Source organism: Nocardia sp. NPDC050412 (assembly GCF_044458825.1).
In the GTDB taxonomy this organism is placed as follows: Bacteria; Actinomycetota; Actinomycetes; order Mycobacteriales; family Mycobacteriaceae; genus Nocardia.
Genome location: NZ_JBITIJ010000002.1, coordinates 652906 through 668621 on the forward strand (window position 1 = coordinate 652906; position 15716 = coordinate 668621).

Below are 15716 nucleotides of genomic sequence, written 5' to 3' on the forward strand. Positions count from 1 at the left end.
TGGGCAAGCCTGGTCGGCCGTGCCCGGAGTGACTTGAACGATTCGGCTGGACCTATCGGGCGTCGCCGAGATCCCAATCGACGCGGCGGCTCAGGGCCGACGGCGGCAGTCCGAAGGTGCGGCGGCAGGTGCGGGTCAGGTGGGAGCTATCTGCGAAACCCGCGGCGTGGGCGGCGGCGGTGAGATCGTCGCCGGAGCGGACGCGGGTGATCGCAACATGTAGTCGGAGCCAGAGAATATAGGGCCGCAAGGGAATTCCGACCTGTTCGGTGAACAGATGGGTCAGTCGGGTCGCGGAAATGCCGACCCGGCGCGCTACATCCGCGCCGCGGATCGGTCCGTCGCCGACGATGGACGGCAGCAATTGCAGCACCTCGGTGACCGCGTCGTGGCGCTCGTCCTCGATGCTGTGCGAATTGTCGCGTTCGAGATCGTCGACGACCTCGGCGACCAGTTCGGCGAGTGGTTCCCGCTCCGGATTGATGGGCAGCGAATGTTCGCAGTCGGCCCACCCGTAGGTATGGGCTCTGCGGTCGGCGGCCGCGCCTGCGACGGACTCCGGATCGAGATAGATCGCGGTGCCGTGCTCTGCGCCGGTGGCAATGCGATGTGGTGCGTCGGCGGGCACGATCACATGCGTGCCGCGATGCCGAATCCCGCACGCGTCCACCACAACCACCGGCGTACATGCGGCGACCACCTGGACGGCGTGATGGGCGTGCAATGCGGTGGGGCCGATAGTGCCGCCGAAGGCGAGTACGCCCGCGCGCAGCAATGCTGTACCCTCCCAACGTAATTCGCCGGGCGACCCGGAGACATAGTGGACGGATCGGGGCGAGGTGGATGCCCCGTCGGTAACCAGAGCCTTCATCATCGGATGCTCCCGGGTGGCTGCGAATCCCGAATCGGATCCCTCACGGAGACTATCCCGGCCGAGCGGCCGCTGTCAGGGTAACGGCGACGCGATCGAGGAACTCGGAGATCAAAGGGTCGCGCGGAGAGCGAATGCAATTCGAAGATGGTGGTGACGAGCGAGAGTCCGTCGCTGAACGCGTGATCGATGCTGTAGAGCAAGGTGAAGCCGTGGTCGATCGCGCCGCAGACGAACGATGGCCAGGGGGTGAGGTCGGCGGCGGCACGGAATCCGGGTGTGGCGCGCAGTTCCTCACCGGAGCCCGGTCAGGGGGCGAAGGCAGCGGATTCGAGGCGGCGGGCAAGTCGGGCCGCGGACAGGGTCATGGCGTCGGCGGGGCGATGCGGGTCGAGGCCGGTGAGTTCGTGTACGCGGGACAGGCGATAGGTGACCGTATTGCGATGCACGTTGAGTTGCCGTGCCGTCGCCAGCTGGTTGAATCCGCTGTCGGCGAACATCTCGAAGGTTTGTGCCAGCATCGGCTGTGTATCGAGGGGCGCGAGCACCGACGCCAGCCCGGGCCGTGCCGCATCGCTGACCGCCACCGTGTACTCGAACTGCAAATCCGTTCTACAGCAGAGGACTTCGCGACGGTTCAGGCACCGCCCCAGTTCGGCCAACACGCGCGCCTCGGCGAAGATCGTCGGGATCTGCGTCTTGCTCGCCGCCGCGCCGACGCCGACCCAGTAGGGCGGTGCCTGATCGCGCTGATGTGCCGGTAGTCGCGCGATGAGACCGCTGATCGCGGCCGTACCGTCGTCGCCGGGTTGCAGTGGGATCAATACGGTCCACCCGCCCGCGTCCAGCCGCTGGAAGACGCCCGGAATCGCCTCGACCCGGTGCCGCAGCGCCGATGCGTGCCCACCGCGGGTGCCGCACAGGCGGAATACCGCGACGAGGAAGGCGTCCGCGACCGGAATGACCGGATCATTGGCCCACTCCACCGGATCGCGTCCGGTGAGCAGGGCATCGGCGATGCCACGACGGCGTTCGAGCAGTTCCCAGCGCGGATCGTGCGAGCGCTGGGTGGCAGCGCCCGCGATGCGGGTCATGACCAGCGTGATGTACTTCAGCAGCGTCAGCGAGGCGTCGAGCAGCAGTTCCTGCTCGGCGGGAGTGGCCGATTCGCGCAGTCGCTCCCAGATGAAGGCCGAGCCGAGCCGATATCGCTCCAGCACCTGCGGCAGTGGCGTGCCGTCGCGGACCCGGTCCATGGCCAGTTCGACGAGCTCGCTGGTGTCCTCTTCGGAGGGTTCGGTGCCGCGCCGCAGATATTCGAAGAACAGGTCGACATTGAGTTTCGTGCCGCGTGCGAAATCGGTCTCCACCAGTGGCTGCGGTATCCGCGGATACGGTGGCAGGTTCCGGTAGAACCCATCGACCAGCGATGCGGCTCTTCGATGCAGATCTCCGACGACCCGGGTCCGCGTTGGCGTCATTGAACCTCTCCCGTCCCGGACTTACGAGTACAAGCGCTCGATCGTGTCGGTGTAGCGGGCGGCGATCGGGGTGCGTTTCAGTTTGCCGGTCGCCGTCAGGACATCGCTTCCGGGCTCCGACACCTCGGGTAGCACGATGTACTTCTTGATCTGCTCCACCCGGGAGAGTTTGCCATTGGCGGCGGTCACACCTTGCTCGATTGCGGACAAGACCTCCGGATTCTTCGCGAATTCGGAGACGGTGGTTGCGGCGAGTCCGTTGCGCTGGGCGAAAGCCGGCCCCCGGTCGGGATCGAGCATTCGCTTGGAAAGCCGCACACCGCGTGTCCGGGCGGGGTGGCCCGCCGGGACTGTCGATGAAACCAAGACTGCGGCCTTGGGGGACAAATAGCTTTCGGCCGAATTCGATCTCTATTTCGACTTATAGATCAGTCGATGTGGAGCGCGCCGTTGATGGTCAAGAAGGCGGTAGGGGTGAGACCGAACATTGCGCGGAACGTATCGCTGAAATGGGAAGGGGAGGCGAAGCCCGCGTCGACGGCGGCACGAGTGAGGTCGTGGCCCGCGGCATATGCCCTGCCGACGCGCAGCATCCGCGCCCATTGCACGTAACGTCGGAAGCTGGTGCCAGTTTGTTCGGCGAAGGTACGCAGGAAGTAGGAGGTGGATAGTCCTGCGGCACTTGCCTTTTCGGCGGCGCGCTGCTGCTGGGTGGGGTCAGCGCGGATGGCCGCGGCGACGGCGGCGATGCGGGGATCGCGGATGGTCGGGACCGGGATGCTGGCGAGCTCGAGCAGACGGTCGATATCCGGTGCCGGGTCGGCGCACAGCTCGATCAGTTCGGCCTCGTTGCGGTGGTCGGAGCTGTAGCCGTTGACCTTGCGGCGCATGCCGCCGAGGCAACGGGCCATATTTTCCGAGGTCGGATCGAAGAAGCAGAAGAGCTTGGGCGCATCGGTGTCCAGGATGTGGTGCGTGACGCGGGCGCGGAACAGGAAGCTGCGGGCCGTGATATCCGGAGCGTCGGCGACCCGGACCCGGAACGGGCCGTCGAGTCCGAGCCCGAGACCGGCGATTGCGGTGGAGTGCGCCCCGAGGGCCATCCCGGGGCCGATGTAGATCGCGTGTCCGAGCCGCAGCCAGAGCCGGGCCGAGGTGACCGCCGTTTCGGGAGCGCACGTTTCTGGAAGTGCCGACCGCGCCATATCCGCGACGATACAGAAAATCGCGGGACAGACGGGAGATCAGGGATGAAGCTGGATGGGCAGGCGGAATCGACGTACGAGCTGCGGGAGGTGACGGTCGACGGCGCGCGGTTGCGTTATGTCGATGTCGGGCAAGGTGTTCCGCTGGTGCTACTGCACGGCTGGCCGGAAAGCCATGCCGCGTGGCGGCACCAGATCGGTCCGCTCGCGTTATCGCGGCGGATTATCGCACCGGACTGGCTCGGGTGGGGTGCTTCCGATCGGGATACGGCGCTGAGTTGTGACTACGACAGTGAGGTCGAGCGGATCGGCCGCATGTTGGATGCGCTCGGCCTGGAGCGAGTCGATCTGGCATGTCACGACTACGGCGGGTTCCTCGGATTGGGGTTTCTGCTGCGTCATCCGGAACGAGTGCGCCGCTTCGCGATTCTGAATTCGCGGGCCCAGGGTATTTTCACACCGCCGTACTATGTATTGTTCGGCTTGCTGACCGTGCTGGCACGGATCGCACCGCTGCGCCCGCTGCTCACTGCACGAGCGATTCAATGGGTGCATCGGGTCGGTCTCGCACCGTACGTGCGCAATGGATCAATCGACATCGAACAGCTGCGCCGATACCTCGCGGTCCTGGACACCGCGGCGGGTCGCCGCTGGAACGCCCACTTCTGGGCAGGTTATCGCGTCCGGATCCGCCCGGAACTGGCTGCTGGACTGAGTTCCATCAACTGCCCGACGACCGTCATCTGGGGTGACTGTGATCCTGCCATCCCGTTGCGCACCGCCCAGGAACTGGCCGAAGCAATCCCCAACGCCACGCTGGTCCGCATCGACGGCGGCAACCACTTCATTATGGAAGAACGCCCCGACGAGGTCACCGAGGCGTTGCGCGCATGGCTCCTGCGCCCTGCCACTTAGGCAGCGGCCAATGGATAGGGCGGGGTGCCGATCCCGACGATACGGAGGTTGCCCCAGGGGTCGCGCTCCTGGAGGCGACCCGCGGTCGGCTCGCCGCCGGGCAGCGTGAGGAGCACTTCGGCACGTCCGGGATCGGGTAAATCGTGACCGTCGCTCGGGGCGACGCGTCCGTACCAGTGGTAGCGGCCGTCAATCGGATCCGGATGGCCGCTGAGGGTGACCTCGACTGGAACCTCCACCCCGGGGGCGTCGAGTAGTGCCGGCCCTGAATACTCGTGTGCCGGTTGACGATTCGCTGGCACGGTCAGGTCGTAGTGACCGGGATCGGGTCGGCGCATGGTGCGCCGGTAGGAGGCGCTGGAACCCGGCCAGGCGGCCCGATTCATCCCGTGCTCGTCCAGGTACGAACTCGGGCAGACGTCCGAATTCCACACGGTACCAGCCAGTTTCGACTGCAGGCGCCGGTTGAACTCGTGTTGGGTCGCGGCGCGGACTTCGATCCGGCTGTTGGCGGTCTTTCGCAGCAGCTCCAGGCATTGGCGGATGTAGCGAGCCTGTGCCTCGATCATGAAGACGATCGACTGATTTCCAACGCCGGAATTCGGGCCCATGATGAGGAATAGATTCGGGAAGCCGTGCACGGCGACACCGAGGAACCCTTCCATCCCATTGCGCCAGGCCTTTTGGAGAGTGAGCCCGTTCGCGCCGACGATGTGCTGATCGGCAAACCGGTCGGAAATCTTGAACTCGGTGCCGTACACGATGGCGTCGAATTCCTGCTCGATGCCATCGGCGGTGATGATCCCGGTCTCGGTGATCGAGGCGATCGGTGAGGTCACCAGCGCGACATTCTCCCGCTGCAGCGCAGGATAGTAGTTGTTGGACACCAGAATTCGCTTACACCCGAGCCGGTCGGGAGTGAGGCTGCGACGCAATTGGGGGTCGGGAACCTGACGACGCAGATGCGCCCGCGCCACCACCGCCGCGGCGACGCATGAGTTCCGGATTCATGAACGCCGGAGTCGACGACTCGTAACCCCAATAGATCGCCCAGCGGTAGAGCCGTTGCGCGCCTGGGAGATATCGGGATACTCGATGCGCCGCCGGCGACAGCGGTCGATCCGGCTTCGGCACGATCCAGTGCGGTGTCCGCTGGAATACCGTCACCTGCTCGGCCTGCTCGGCAATCTGCGGTACGAATTGCACAGCACTTGCACCGGTTCCGATGACCGCGATCCGTTTGCCGGTTACCTCGAAGTCGTGATCCCACTGCGCCGAGTGAAAAGTACGTCCCCGGAACATATCCCGGCCAGGGAAGGCCGGCACGCTCGGTTCGTGTAGCGGCCCCGGCGCCATCACCACCGCGCGCGGCTGGAAATGCCGCCCGTCCGAGGTCCGTACATGCCAGCGGTCCGTTTCGTCATCGAAGTCGAGTGCACGGTCCCAATAGAATCCGTCATCGCGTCAACCACCCCGCGCAGCCGCGGGTAACGAATGGCACGACGATCCACAGCATGGCCGAGACGACGATCGCGACTGCTCACCGGGCTCCATGCGCTACTCGGCTGATCAGCCTCGATGGAATTCGATTGCGAGCGCGAGCAATTCGACCATGTGGTCGCCATCGGTGCGCGAAAGGTGCATTGCCGCCTCGGGGGCGAAGGCGCGGACCTCGAGAATATTCTCCCCGTCCTCGGGATTGGTCGGAGCGGATTCGAGCAGCACATCCGCCGTGCACCAAAGCCACGCCTTGTGTGGGTGCGGTTGCCATGGATAGCGCGGTGCGGGCCGATCGGTGGTGGTGTGATGGGCGCCGAAGGGCCGCACCGGCCCGACCGGGCGGGCACCGGCCTCCTCCATGAGTTCGCGGCGCACGCAGGCGTCGATCGTTTCGCCCGCCTCCCTGGTACCGCCCGGCACGATCCAGATATCGCGATCGTCGCGGCACAGCACGATATCGGCGCCGACGAAGCAGACGACATGGATATTGGTGACCAGCTCGTCGGACGGCAGTTCGGTGGAGAAGCGTACGTCCAAACCGCCCCATTCCCAGCGGGTTGGCGTGTGCAACAAGGGATATCGGTCGGCGAGCGTCACACCGACGACGCTACTCGGTCCCGGACTTGCCGATCTGGAAGTGGATGTGATCGATATGCGCCGCGCGTCCGGTCGTAGCCGGAAGCGGGTGGTCGTCCGGATGGTCGGGATGCAGGATGAAACTCGGATCGCCGATACCGGAGATGGCGGTGGCGGGATCGGGACTATCCGAGCAGTCCTGCCATTCGCCCGCCGCGAAGTCGTAGACGCTGCGGAAGAAGTCGGCGACGAACAGATCACCGTCCGGGTCACCGAGCGGGCTCGCATCGGGTTCGTCGAGTCGATAACGCACCCGGGGTCCGGTGCCGCGCGGCCACGTTCCACCGGGCGTCACCGCGGTCTCGACGGTGCCCCAATGCGCTGCCACGGTGATCCGGCGGGTTACATCGCCGACCGGCATGGTGACACCGGCGAAATCCACGGCGCGGCCCTGGCCGTGGCAGTCGTCGGAATGCGTTCCGCGGCCGTCGATTCCGAGAGTGTGCAGCTCGGTGACACCGAAATTCGCGGAAAGGAATCGACAGAATCGCACCAATGCCAGTGCATTTCGTGGATCGAGGTGTTGCGGGGCCACCGGAGTGTTGCCGTGGCGGATGACCACCCCGGCGAGACTGCCCGGTAGCGGCTGGCCGGTCTGTGGGTCGAAACCGGCGAATCCGACCAGGGCCGGTGACGCGGGCCCGTCGAAGCGGATCAGGTCATCGTTCGCGAGACGTTCGAGTTCGGCGAACGCGTGGTCCTTACTCATTGCTCGGGCTGGTTCCGACACTACGCACCTCCTGTGCATCTGAAATCGATACGTCGACGCAGTTCGGTGACGTGGCGTCAGCATCAGCCATCGACGCGAAGAGAACACGAGTAGTGCCCTACTCGTGTTCTCCTTGTCAGCACTTGGCCGATGCTGGGTCGCGTTCGGCCCTGTTTCGGGTGTTGAACTGCGGCGATGTACGCCAGCGCAGCGGTGACTCAGCGTTCGCGGGACAGTGCGCGGTAGCTGAGATTCCACACCCACTCGACCGGACCGCGCTCGAACCGGCGCAACCACAGGTGCGCGATGGTCACGATGACCAGCGCGACCAGCAGGTAGATACCAACCGTGAACGGCACCCGAGCGTCCGGGCAGACGCGCGCGGCAAGTCCGAAACCCCACCCGTAGCACAGCACCGAAGCGACCAGATTCTGCAGGATGTAGCAGCTCAGCGCCATCCGACCGACCTCGGTGAGCCGCTTGCCGACGAAGCCGACCCGCGGACGACGCAGGTAGAACTCCGCGACCAGCGCGAGCAGGCCGAAGGCGACGAACGGGGCCGTGCCGTACCTGGTCAACAAAACCAGATCACCACCCCCGAGCACACCGACCGCAAGATCGATCGGCGCGGCGACAGCGAATCCGATGATCATGAGCCGCCGGCGGATCCGCGCCCCTTCCGGCCGGAACACCCCGGCCCGGAACAACCGCGCACCCGCGAGGAACAGCGCGATCGACATCGGGAAAACGAAAATCGGCTCGAAGCGGAACATGCCCGCATTCTCGAGCCGGAACAGCACCAGATCCCAGAATGATCCATTCGCATAGGGATTCGGATCCAGCGGCTGGCGCGGCGTCGAACCCTGTTGGCTCGCAACGGCCATCGCGATACCGATGAGCGTCAGCATAGCGATATGGAACCCGGCCGCTATCGTCAGCCAACGACGTTGCGCGCGTTCACTTGTCGCGAGAATGAAGGCGACGACTAATCCGGTGACTGCATAGCCCATCAGCACATCGAATTCCGCGACGAACAGAAAATTCAGCACACCGTCGAGGAACAACAGCCCGGCCCGCCATGGATAGCTACCCGGCCACCGTCGACCGCCGCGCACGGCCGAGCCCTGCTGGATCGCCAGGCCGATGCCGAACGCAATGGTGAGCAACCCGAGGAACTTGCCCTGCGCGAGTTGCTGCAGCACTCGCTGCGACCACATCCAGCCGGTCGCCGGGGTGCCGAACTCGTCGATGTAGCCGACCAGGCCCTCGGGATGGGTGAGAATCCAGATATTGGTGCCGAGCGTGCCGAGGATCGCGATGCCGCGCAAGACGTCCAGGGCAACCAACCGCGTCGGAGTCTTCGACCAGGTGACGGTGCTGGGCTCATCCGACTTGCGGTGCCGCCCCGCGATTTCGGCGATCGAATCGGTCATGCTCCGAATATCCCGGCCGCTATGGCCTGCTCGTATCCTCCGGAAGTACCACCGTCGGTATGACATCGATGTCACCCGAGATCGCCGATGCCGCCGGTCGCGACCGACGGCGGCCACGCGTCGCCTAGGCTCGACGGTATGCAGCGCATCATCGGTATCGAGGTCGAATACGGCATCTCCACACCCACCGAGCCGTCGGCCAACCCGATTCTCACCTCCACGCAAGCGGTTCTCGCCTACGCCGCAGCGGAGGGGGTGCCGCGCGCGAAGCGCACGCGCTGGGACTACGAGGTGGAATCGCCGCTGCGCGACGCCCGCGGCTTCGACCTGAGCCGGATGAACGGCCCTGCCCCCGTCATCGACGCCGACGAGGTCGGCGCGGCCAATATGATCCTCACAAACGGTGCCCGGCTCTACGTCGACCACGCCCATCCGGAGTACTCCGCGCCCGAGGTCACCGATCCGCTGGATGCGGTTATCTGGGACAAAGCGGGCGAACGGGTCATGGAGGCGGCCGCACGGCACGCGTCCAGCGTTCCCGGTGCGCCGCGGCTGCAGCTGTACAAGAACAATGTCGACGGCAAGGGCGCCTCCTACGGCACCCACGAGAACTACCTGATGAGCCGTGACACCCCGTTCAACCAGATCATCGTCGGGCTCACCCCGTTTTTCGTCTCGCGCCAGGTGATCTGCGGTTCCGGCCGGGTCGGCATCGGACAGTCGGGTGATCACGCCGGATTCCAGCTGTCCCAGCGCGCCGACTACATCGAGGTCGAGGTCGGCCTGGAAACCACGCTCAAGCGCGGCATCATCAACACTCGCGACGAACCGCACGCCGATGCGGACAAATACCGCCGCCTGCACGTCATCATCGGCGATGCCAACCTCGCCGAGATGTCCACCTACCTCAAGGTCGGCACCACCGCGCTGGTGCTGGACCTGATCGAGGCGGGTGAGGATCTGTCGGATCTGCAGCTGGCCCGCCCGGTCACCGCCGTTCACCAGATCAGCCACGATCCGACCCTGCGCGCCACGGTGGCCCTCACCGACGGCCGCGAACTCACCGGCCTGGCGCTGCAGCGCATCTACCTGGACCGGGTGGAGAAATTCGTGGCCCGCAGCGGCAACGACGACGAGCGCGTCAAGGACATCCTGGAGAACTGGGCCAACGTGCTGGATCTGCTGGAGCGCGATCCGATGGAATGCGCCAACCTGCTGGACTGGCCCGCCAAGCTGCGCCTACTCGAGGGGATGCGCAAGCGCGAGGGGCTGAGCTGGGCCGCGCCCAAACTGCACCTGATGGACCTGCAGTACTCCGACGTCCGCCTGGACAAGGGCCTCTACAACCGCCTGGTCGCCCGCGGTTCGATGAAACGCCTGATCAACGAGCAGCAGGTGCTCGACGCGATGACCAAGCCGCCGACCGACACCCGTGCCTACTTCCGAGGCGAATGTCTGCGTCGATTCGGCGCCGATATCGCGGCGGCCAGCTGGGATTCTGTGATCTTCGACCTGGGCGGCGATTCACTCGTGCGCATCCCGACCCTGGAGCCGCGCCGCGGCACCAGGGCCCACGTGGGCAAGCTGCTCGACGGCGTGAACACCGCCGCTGAGTTGGTCGAACAGCTGACCACTTAGCAAATCGCGCGAATAAGCCCAGGTAGCAACGGCTATCGCGATCGCAGCAACGACGGAGCGAGTCTTACTAGCGAGGAGTTCGCGGCCGAGTCGTCGAAGCGCGTGCGACGTAGTCGGGAGTCTCGACGGCACTCCCTGGCGACTGCTTGCCGGTCGCTCGAGAGGGTCGGCCGCGCGACAGCAGGGAGCCGTGAACACGCAGCGCCGAAGGCGCTGCAAATCGAACACAGTCGCGAACACGCCGTGCCCGCGCGGCCGATAACCGAGCACGTTGTCAGAATGGCTGGGTAGTGTTGATGTACGGGCACGGACATTGCTCATGATCAGGGTCGTGCTCAGAATGGAGCCCTGGTCATGATGAGGACAGAGGAGGTCGGCTGCCATGGCACAAGAGCAGACCAAACGCGCCGGGGGCGGCGACGAGGACGAGGGCCCGGAGGGCGTTGACGCCGCCGGTCAGGAGCGCCGCGAAAAACTGGCGGAGGATACCGACGACCTGCTCGACGAGATCGATGATGTGCTCGAGGAGAACGCGGAAGACTTCGTTCGCGCGTATGTGCAGAAGGGCGGCCAGTGACAGCAGGTGACCCCTTGCGTCTCCACCCGGGGCACGCCCTCTCGTCATTCACCGAGCACCTGCGCATGCACGCACCGGAACTGTTGCCTGGCAACCGATTCGGCGCGATCGAAGGTGCCACCCCGATCTCGGGTGGCACAGCCTCCGGTGGCACCGCCGCGAAACAGCTGGCTCCGCACGGAACCACCATCGTGGCGGTCTCGTTTCGCGGTGGTGTGCTGATCGCCGGTGACCGGCGGGCCACCCAGGGAAACCTGTTGGCCAGCAGGGATATCGAGAAGGTGTACATCACCGACACCTATTCGGCGGCCGGTATCGCGGGCACCGCGGGCATGGCCATCGAGATGGTGCGATTGTTCGCCGTCGAGTTGGAGTACTACGAGAAGATCGAGGGTGTCTCGTTGACCTTCGACGGCAAGGCGAACAAGCTGTCGAAGATGGTGCGCGACAACCTCCCTGCCGCACTGCAGGGTTTGGCGGTGGTTCCGGTGCTGGTCGGCTACGACCAGCACGCCACCGATGTGGACAAGGCCGGTCGGATCGTGTCCTACGACGTGGTCGGCGGGCGAAGTGAGGAGCGGTTCGGTTATACCGCGGTCGGTTCGGGTTCGATGTTCGCGAAATCGTCGTTGAAAAAGCTGTACGCCAAGGGTATCGATGAGGACCGCGCATTGCGGATCGCCGTCGAATCGCTCTTCGACGCGGCCGACGACGACACCGCAACCGGCGGACCGGATCTGGTGCGCGGCATCTACCCGACGGCGATCGTCATCGACAACGATGGCGCCGACGAGGTGACCGAATCACGGTTGGAGGAGATCACGCGGGCGATCGTCGCCGATCGCGAGGCCGCGGAAGAGGGGAGTGCCTCAGCATGACACTGCCGTATTACGCGTCGGCCGAACAGATCATGCGCGACAAGACCGAGCTCGCGCGCAAGGGCATCGGTCGCGGTCGCAGTGTGATCGTGCTGACCTACGACAAGGGTGTGCTGTTCGTCGCGGAGAATCCGTCCGCGACGTTGCACAAGGTGAGCGAGCTGTACGACCGAGTCGGGTTCGCGGCCGTCGGCAAGTACAACGAATTCGAGGCACTGCGCCGCGGCGGCATCCTGCAGGCCGATCTGAAGGGCTACCAGTACGACCGGCGCGATGTCACCGGCCGTGGCCTGGCCAATGCCTACGCGCAGACCCTCGGCACGATCTTCACCGATCAACTCAAGCCCTATGAGGTGGAGATCTGTGTGGCCGAGGTCGGCTACCCGGAACAGTCCCCGGAATCGGTGCTGTATCGGATCACCTTCGACGGCTCGATAGTGGATGAGCGCGAATACGTGGTGATGGGCGGCACGACCGAGCCGATCATGACCGCGCTGAAAGCCTCCTACCAGCCTGGACTCGACTTGTCCGGTGCGGTGGCAGTCGCGGTGAAGGCCTTGAAGTCCGGGGTGCCCGATGCCGCGGACAAAGACAAGCGGGTGCTAGGGGTGGGATCGCTCGAGGTCGCCACGCTGGAACAGGCGCGGCCCCGGCGGGCGTTCCGCCGGGTCGCGGGCGCGGCCTTGGACCAGTTGTTGACCGGCGGTGAGTCGGCGAGCAAGGCCGAGGCGGCGGACACCGAGTCGGAGTCGAAGGACGCTCCCGAATCGGAGTAGTTCCACCACGATCATTCGGCTGCGAAGGCCCTCCCGATTCATCGGGAGGGCCTTCGTTTCGTGCGGTGGTTTTCCGCCGAACATTTCGCTCACGTGCGAAATCGTTGTGAAGACGTATGCACCAGGGTTGTCCGCAGCCCCACGCGAGTACATGACATGGCTGTAATGTCGATAGTGTGCAGCGACGAATCATGGGGATCGAGACCGAATTCGGTGTGACGTGCACCTTCCACGGACACCGTCGGCTCAGCCCCGACGAGGTGGCCCGGTATTTGTTCCGCCGGGTAGTTTCCTGGGGCCGTAGCTCTAACGTGTTCCTCCGCAACGGTGCTCGGCTCTACCTCGATGTCGGGTCGCATCCGGAGTACGCCACCGCAGAGTGCGACAACTTGGCGCAGCTGGTCACTCATGACCGGGCTGGTGAGCGCGTGCTGGAGGAGTTGCTGATCGACGCCGAGCAGCGCCTCGCGGAGGAAGGCATCGGCGGCGACATCTACTTGTTCAAGAACAACACCGACTCCGCAGGCAACTCCTACGGCTGCCACGAGAACTTCCTCGTGGTGCGGGCCGGTGAGTTCTCCCGGATCTCGGATGTGCTGCTGCCGTTCCTGGTCACCCGTCAGCTGATCTGCGGTGCGGGCAAGGTGCTGCAGACGCCGAAGGCGGCCACGTTCTGCCTGTCCCAGCGTGCCGAGCACATCTGGGAGGGCGTCTCCTCGGCGACCACCCGCTCGCGCCCGATCATCAATACCCGCGACGAGCCGCACGCCGATGCCGAGAAGTACCGGCGTCTGCACGTGATCGTCGGCGACTCGAATATGTCCGAGACCACCACCATGCTCAAGGTCGGCACGGCGGCGCTGGTGTTGGAGATGATCGAGGCGGGCGTCTCGTTCCGCGATTTCGCCCTGGACAACCCGATCCGCGCCATTCGTGAGGTCAGCCACGACCTGACCGGCCGTCGTCCGGTCCGGCTCGCCGGTGGACGCCAAGCCAGCGCGCTCGAGATCCAGCGTGAGTACTACGCCCGCGCTGTCGAGCACCTGCGCAACCGCGACCGCGACCCCAATATCGACCAGGTCGTCGATCTGTGGGGCCGCACCCTGGACGCGGTCGAGGCGCAGGACTTCGCCAAGGTCGACACCGAGGTCGACTGGGTGATCAAGCGCAAGCTCTTCCAGCGCTACCAGGACCGCTACGGCATGGAGCTGTCCGATCCCAAGATCGCCCAACTCGATCTGGCCTATCACGACATCAAGCGCGGTCGCGGTGTCTTCGACCTGCTGCAGCGCAAGGGTCTGGCCAAGCGTGTCACCGAGGACGAGGCCGTCGACGCCGCCGTGGACACCCCGCCGCAGACCACGCGCGCCAAACTGCGCGGCGATTTCATCACAGCCGCGCAGGAAGCGGGCCGCGACTTCACCGTCGACTGGGTGCACCTCAAGCTCAATGATCAAGCCCAGCGCACGGTCTTGTGCAAGGACCCGTTCCGCTCGGTGGACGAGCGAGTGGATCGGCTGATCGCCTCGATGTAGCCGCTTCCGCCGCCAAGTCTGTCCGAGGGGCAGCGTGCCGCAGTCGGTGGATCGGCCGCGTCTGCGTCCTCGCAGATCTACCCAGCGCCTCGCACATGTTGTGACTTCTGCGAGGAGTGCGACGGGTGTGCGAGGACGTTGGTGAGCGTGGGCTTGCGGCTAGTTCTCGGCGAGGTATCGCTCGATGGTCTCGACCTTGGCGGACATCGCGTCGGTCACGCCCGGGCGGATGTCGGCTTTCAGGACCAGGCTGCAACGGGGTGCGACGGCGAGTATCGCGTCCGTGGCGTCCTTGACCACGGCCATCACCTCGTCCCATTCGCCCTCGATCGTGGTGAACATGGCGTCGGTGCGGTTGGACAGACCGCTGGCTCGCACGATTCGGACGGCTTCGGCGACAGCTCGGCCGACGTCGACGCCCGCACCCAGCGGTGTCACGGAGAACGCGATGATCATGACTCCATGATGGCGGTGCACCAACCGGAATACGGTGAATCGCGCGCCGACGCGCGGGCGCGCCGGTGGGCCGATTACCCTGTGTCGAGTGGCGATATCCAAGGTCGAGCGGCTGATGAATCTGGTCATCGCGCTGTTGTCGACCCGGCAATTCCTGACCGCGGAGCGGATTCGGGACAGCGTCGCGGGGTACGAGGATTCGGCCAGCGACGAAGCGTTCAGTCGAATGTTCGAGCGCGATAAGAACGAGCTGCGTGACCTGGGGATTCCCTTGGAGGTCGGGCAGGTCAGCCGGTTTTCGACGGTGGAGGGCTATCGGATCAACCGCGACGCCTACGAACTACCCGACATCGATCTGACCAGTGAGGAAGCGGCGGCGGTCGCGGTCGCGGTGCAGATGTGGGAGTCGCCGGAGCTGGCGGCAGCAGCCGATGGCGCGCTGCTGAAGTTGCGTGCGGCCGGAATCCACGTCGAGACCGATGCCGCGGTGGCCTCGGTGCCCGCGGTTCCGGCGCGCACCCGGGGCTCGGATGCGGTGCTCGGCAAGCTGCTGGCCGCGATCGATGCGGGTCAGGCGGTACGGTTCGAACATCGGGGTGCGATCAACGAGCCGTATGTCATGCGTGATGTAGAGCCCTGGGGTGTCGTCACCCACAATGGCCGCTGGTATCTGGTCGGACACGACCGGAATCGGAACGCGGTCCGCAGCTTCCGGCTATCGCGGATCGGCGACGATGTGACCGCCTACGGCCCGCCCAATTCGGTCGGCAAACCCGAGGGCGTGGATCTGCGTGAGATCGTCGGCACCGTCACCGGCAGCGCACCGGTGACCGGCACCGCGACGGTGTGGGTGGCCGAAGGCCACGGCCGTGAGATCCGCCGACTCGGACCCGTGCTGGAAGAGCGCACCATCGGCGAACGCCGTGGGGTGGTCGTCGAGTTGCCCATCCGATCCCGAGATTGGTTGGCGCGCTTGATCACCGGACTCGGTCCCGATGCCGTGGTGCTCGCACCCGAGGAACTGCGCGCGGATGTGGTGGCGCGATTGCGTTCGGTCTTCGACCATACGGAGGTCACCGCATGAGCGAGCGAACGACAAACACACT

At 65.4% G+C, this 15716-nt stretch carries 17 protein-coding genes; 7 read left to right on the top strand and 10 right to left on the bottom strand.

What is annotated here, in order from left to right; translation table 11 throughout:
• Window positions 1-52 precede the first annotated feature (52 nt).
• The 4 genes from ACIBI6_RS06940 to ACIBI6_RS06955 all read right to left on the bottom strand — a co-directional run bounded on the left by ACIBI6_RS06940 (window position 53) and on the right by ACIBI6_RS06955 (window position 3557).
• A complete protein-coding gene (locus tag ACIBI6_RS06940) occupies window positions 53-871 on the bottom strand; it encodes a helix-turn-helix domain-containing protein (RefSeq protein ID WP_396955540.1) in 819 nt (272 codons plus the stop codon).
• 308 nt (window positions 872-1179) lie between these two features.
• The gene (locus ACIBI6_RS06945; protein WP_364347520.1) at window positions 1180-2352 is read right to left on the bottom strand and encodes a helix-turn-helix domain-containing protein; all 1173 of its coding nucleotides are present in this window, start codon (window positions 2350-2352) and stop codon (window positions 1180-1182) included.
• Window positions 2353-2373: 21 nt separating this feature from the next.
• Window positions 2374-2670, bottom strand: a complete 297-nt coding sequence (locus ACIBI6_RS06950; protein ID WP_396955541.1) for a fatty-acid--CoA ligase — start codon at window positions 2668-2670, stop codon at window positions 2374-2376.
• A 110-nt stretch (window positions 2671-2780) separates the two neighbouring features.
• Complete coding sequence (locus ACIBI6_RS06955) at window positions 2781-3557, bottom strand: helix-turn-helix domain-containing protein (RefSeq protein ID WP_364347514.1); 777 nt, start codon at window positions 3555-3557, stop codon at window positions 2781-2783.
• Between the two features lie 45 nt (window positions 3558-3602).
• Between ACIBI6_RS06955 and ACIBI6_RS06960 the strand changes: the two genes are divergently transcribed.
• A complete protein-coding gene (locus ACIBI6_RS06960) occupies window positions 3603-4472 on the top strand; it encodes an alpha/beta hydrolase (protein ID WP_364347511.1) in 870 nt (289 codons plus the stop codon).
• Here the strand turns inward: ACIBI6_RS06960 and ACIBI6_RS06965 are convergent.
• From ACIBI6_RS06965 to ACIBI6_RS06985, 5 genes are all read right to left on the bottom strand, one after another.
• Entirely contained in the window at window positions 4469-5359 is an 891-nt protein-coding gene (locus ACIBI6_RS06965; RefSeq protein WP_364347508.1) for a DUF4873 domain-containing protein, read from the bottom strand. The two genes, ACIBI6_RS06960 and ACIBI6_RS06965, sit on opposite strands and share 4 nt — an antisense overlap.
• 10 nt (window positions 5360-5369) lie before the next feature.
• Window positions 5370-5834, bottom strand: coding sequence for a hypothetical protein (locus ACIBI6_RS06970; RefSeq protein ID WP_396955542.1), 465 nt, complete (start codon window positions 5832-5834; stop codon window positions 5370-5372).
• A gap of 207 nt (window positions 5835-6041) precedes the next feature.
• A complete protein-coding gene (locus ACIBI6_RS06975) occupies window positions 6042-6569 on the bottom strand; it encodes an NUDIX domain-containing protein (RefSeq protein WP_364347505.1) in 528 nt (175 codons plus the stop codon).
• 10 nt (window positions 6570-6579) lie between these two features.
• Window positions 6580-7338 carry a hypothetical protein gene (locus ACIBI6_RS06980; RefSeq protein WP_364347502.1) on the bottom strand — a complete coding sequence of 253 codons (759 nt, stop codon included), beginning with the start codon at window positions 7336-7338 and terminating at the stop codon, window positions 6580-6582.
• 197 nt (window positions 7339-7535) lie between these two features.
• Window positions 7536-8750, bottom strand: coding sequence for a DUF418 domain-containing protein (locus ACIBI6_RS06985; RefSeq protein WP_364347499.1), 1215 nt, complete (start codon window positions 8748-8750; stop codon window positions 7536-7538).
• 138 nt (window positions 8751-8888) lie between these two features.
• On the opposite strand from ACIBI6_RS06985, the gene dop reads away from it, so the two are divergent.
• The 5 genes from dop (at window position 8889) to pafA (ending at window position 14154) form a co-directional block, all read left to right on the top strand.
• A complete protein-coding gene (gene dop, locus ACIBI6_RS06990; RefSeq protein ID WP_040691614.1) occupies window positions 8889-10388 on the top strand; it encodes a depupylase/deamidase Dop in 1500 nt (499 codons plus the stop codon).
• A 382-nt stretch (window positions 10389-10770) separates the two neighbouring features.
• A complete protein-coding gene (locus tag ACIBI6_RS06995) occupies window positions 10771-10965 on the top strand; it encodes a ubiquitin-like protein Pup (protein WP_014351559.1) in 195 nt (64 codons plus the stop codon).
• Window positions 10962-11843, top strand: coding sequence for a proteasome subunit beta (prcB, locus tag ACIBI6_RS07000; protein ID WP_364347495.1), 882 nt, complete (start codon window positions 10962-10964; stop codon window positions 11841-11843). The genes ACIBI6_RS06995 and prcB overlap by 4 nt, the downstream gene beginning before the upstream one ends.
• Window positions 11840-12619: a proteasome subunit alpha gene (gene prcA / locus ACIBI6_RS07005; RefSeq protein WP_364347492.1), complete on the top strand. Its 780-nt coding sequence runs from the start codon at window positions 11840-11842 to the stop codon at window positions 12617-12619. The genes prcB and prcA overlap by 4 nt, the downstream gene beginning before the upstream one ends.
• Window positions 12620-12795: 176 nt before the next feature.
• Window positions 12796-14154 carry a Pup--protein ligase gene (gene pafA, locus ACIBI6_RS07010; protein ID WP_364347489.1) on the top strand — a complete coding sequence of 453 codons (1359 nt, stop codon included), beginning with the start codon at window positions 12796-12798 and terminating at the stop codon, window positions 14152-14154.
• Between the two features lie 159 nt (window positions 14155-14313).
• On the opposite strand, the gene ACIBI6_RS07015 is transcribed toward pafA, so the two are convergent.
• A complete protein-coding gene (locus ACIBI6_RS07015; protein WP_364347486.1) occupies window positions 14314-14610 on the bottom strand; it encodes an MTH1187 family thiamine-binding protein in 297 nt (98 codons plus the stop codon).
• Between the two features lie 88 nt (window positions 14611-14698).
• Between ACIBI6_RS07015 and ACIBI6_RS07020 the strand changes: the two genes are divergently transcribed.
• A complete protein-coding gene (locus ACIBI6_RS07020; protein WP_364347483.1) occupies window positions 14699-15694 on the top strand; it encodes a YafY family protein in 996 nt (331 codons plus the stop codon).
• Window positions 15695-15716: the final 22 nt, after the last annotated feature.

Bases quoted from the DNA above. Each gene is read 5' to 3' on its own strand.
- ACIBI6_RS07015 (WP_364347486.1), bottom strand. From the start codon at position 14,610: ATGATCATCGCGTTCTCCGTGACACCGCTGGGTGCGGGCGTCGACGTC.
- ACIBI6_RS06955 (WP_364347514.1), bottom strand. From the start codon at position 3,557: ATGGCGCGGTCGGCACTTCCAGAAACGTGCGCTCCCGAAACGGCGGTC.
- ACIBI6_RS06960 (WP_364347511.1), top strand. From the start codon at position 3,603: ATGAAGCTGGATGGGCAGGCGGAATCGACGTACGAGCTGCGGGAGGTG.
- ACIBI6_RS06985 (WP_364347499.1), bottom strand. From the start codon at position 8,750: ATGACCGATTCGATCGCCGAAATCGCGGGGCGGCACCGCAAGTCGGAT.
- ACIBI6_RS06940 (WP_396955540.1), bottom strand. From the start codon at position 871: ATGAAGGCTCTGGTTACCGACGGGGCATCCACCTCGCCCCGATCCGTC.
- dop (WP_040691614.1), top strand. From the start codon at position 8,889: ATGCAGCGCATCATCGGTATCGAGGTCGAATACGGCATCTCCACACCC.
- ACIBI6_RS06995 (WP_014351559.1), top strand. From the start codon at position 10,771: ATGGCACAAGAGCAGACCAAACGCGCCGGGGGCGGCGACGAGGACGAG.
- ACIBI6_RS06945 (WP_364347520.1), bottom strand. From the start codon at position 2,352: ATGACGCCAACGCGGACCCGGGTCGTCGGAGATCTGCATCGAAGAGCC.
- prcA (WP_364347492.1), top strand. From the start codon at position 11,840: ATGACACTGCCGTATTACGCGTCGGCCGAACAGATCATGCGCGACAAG.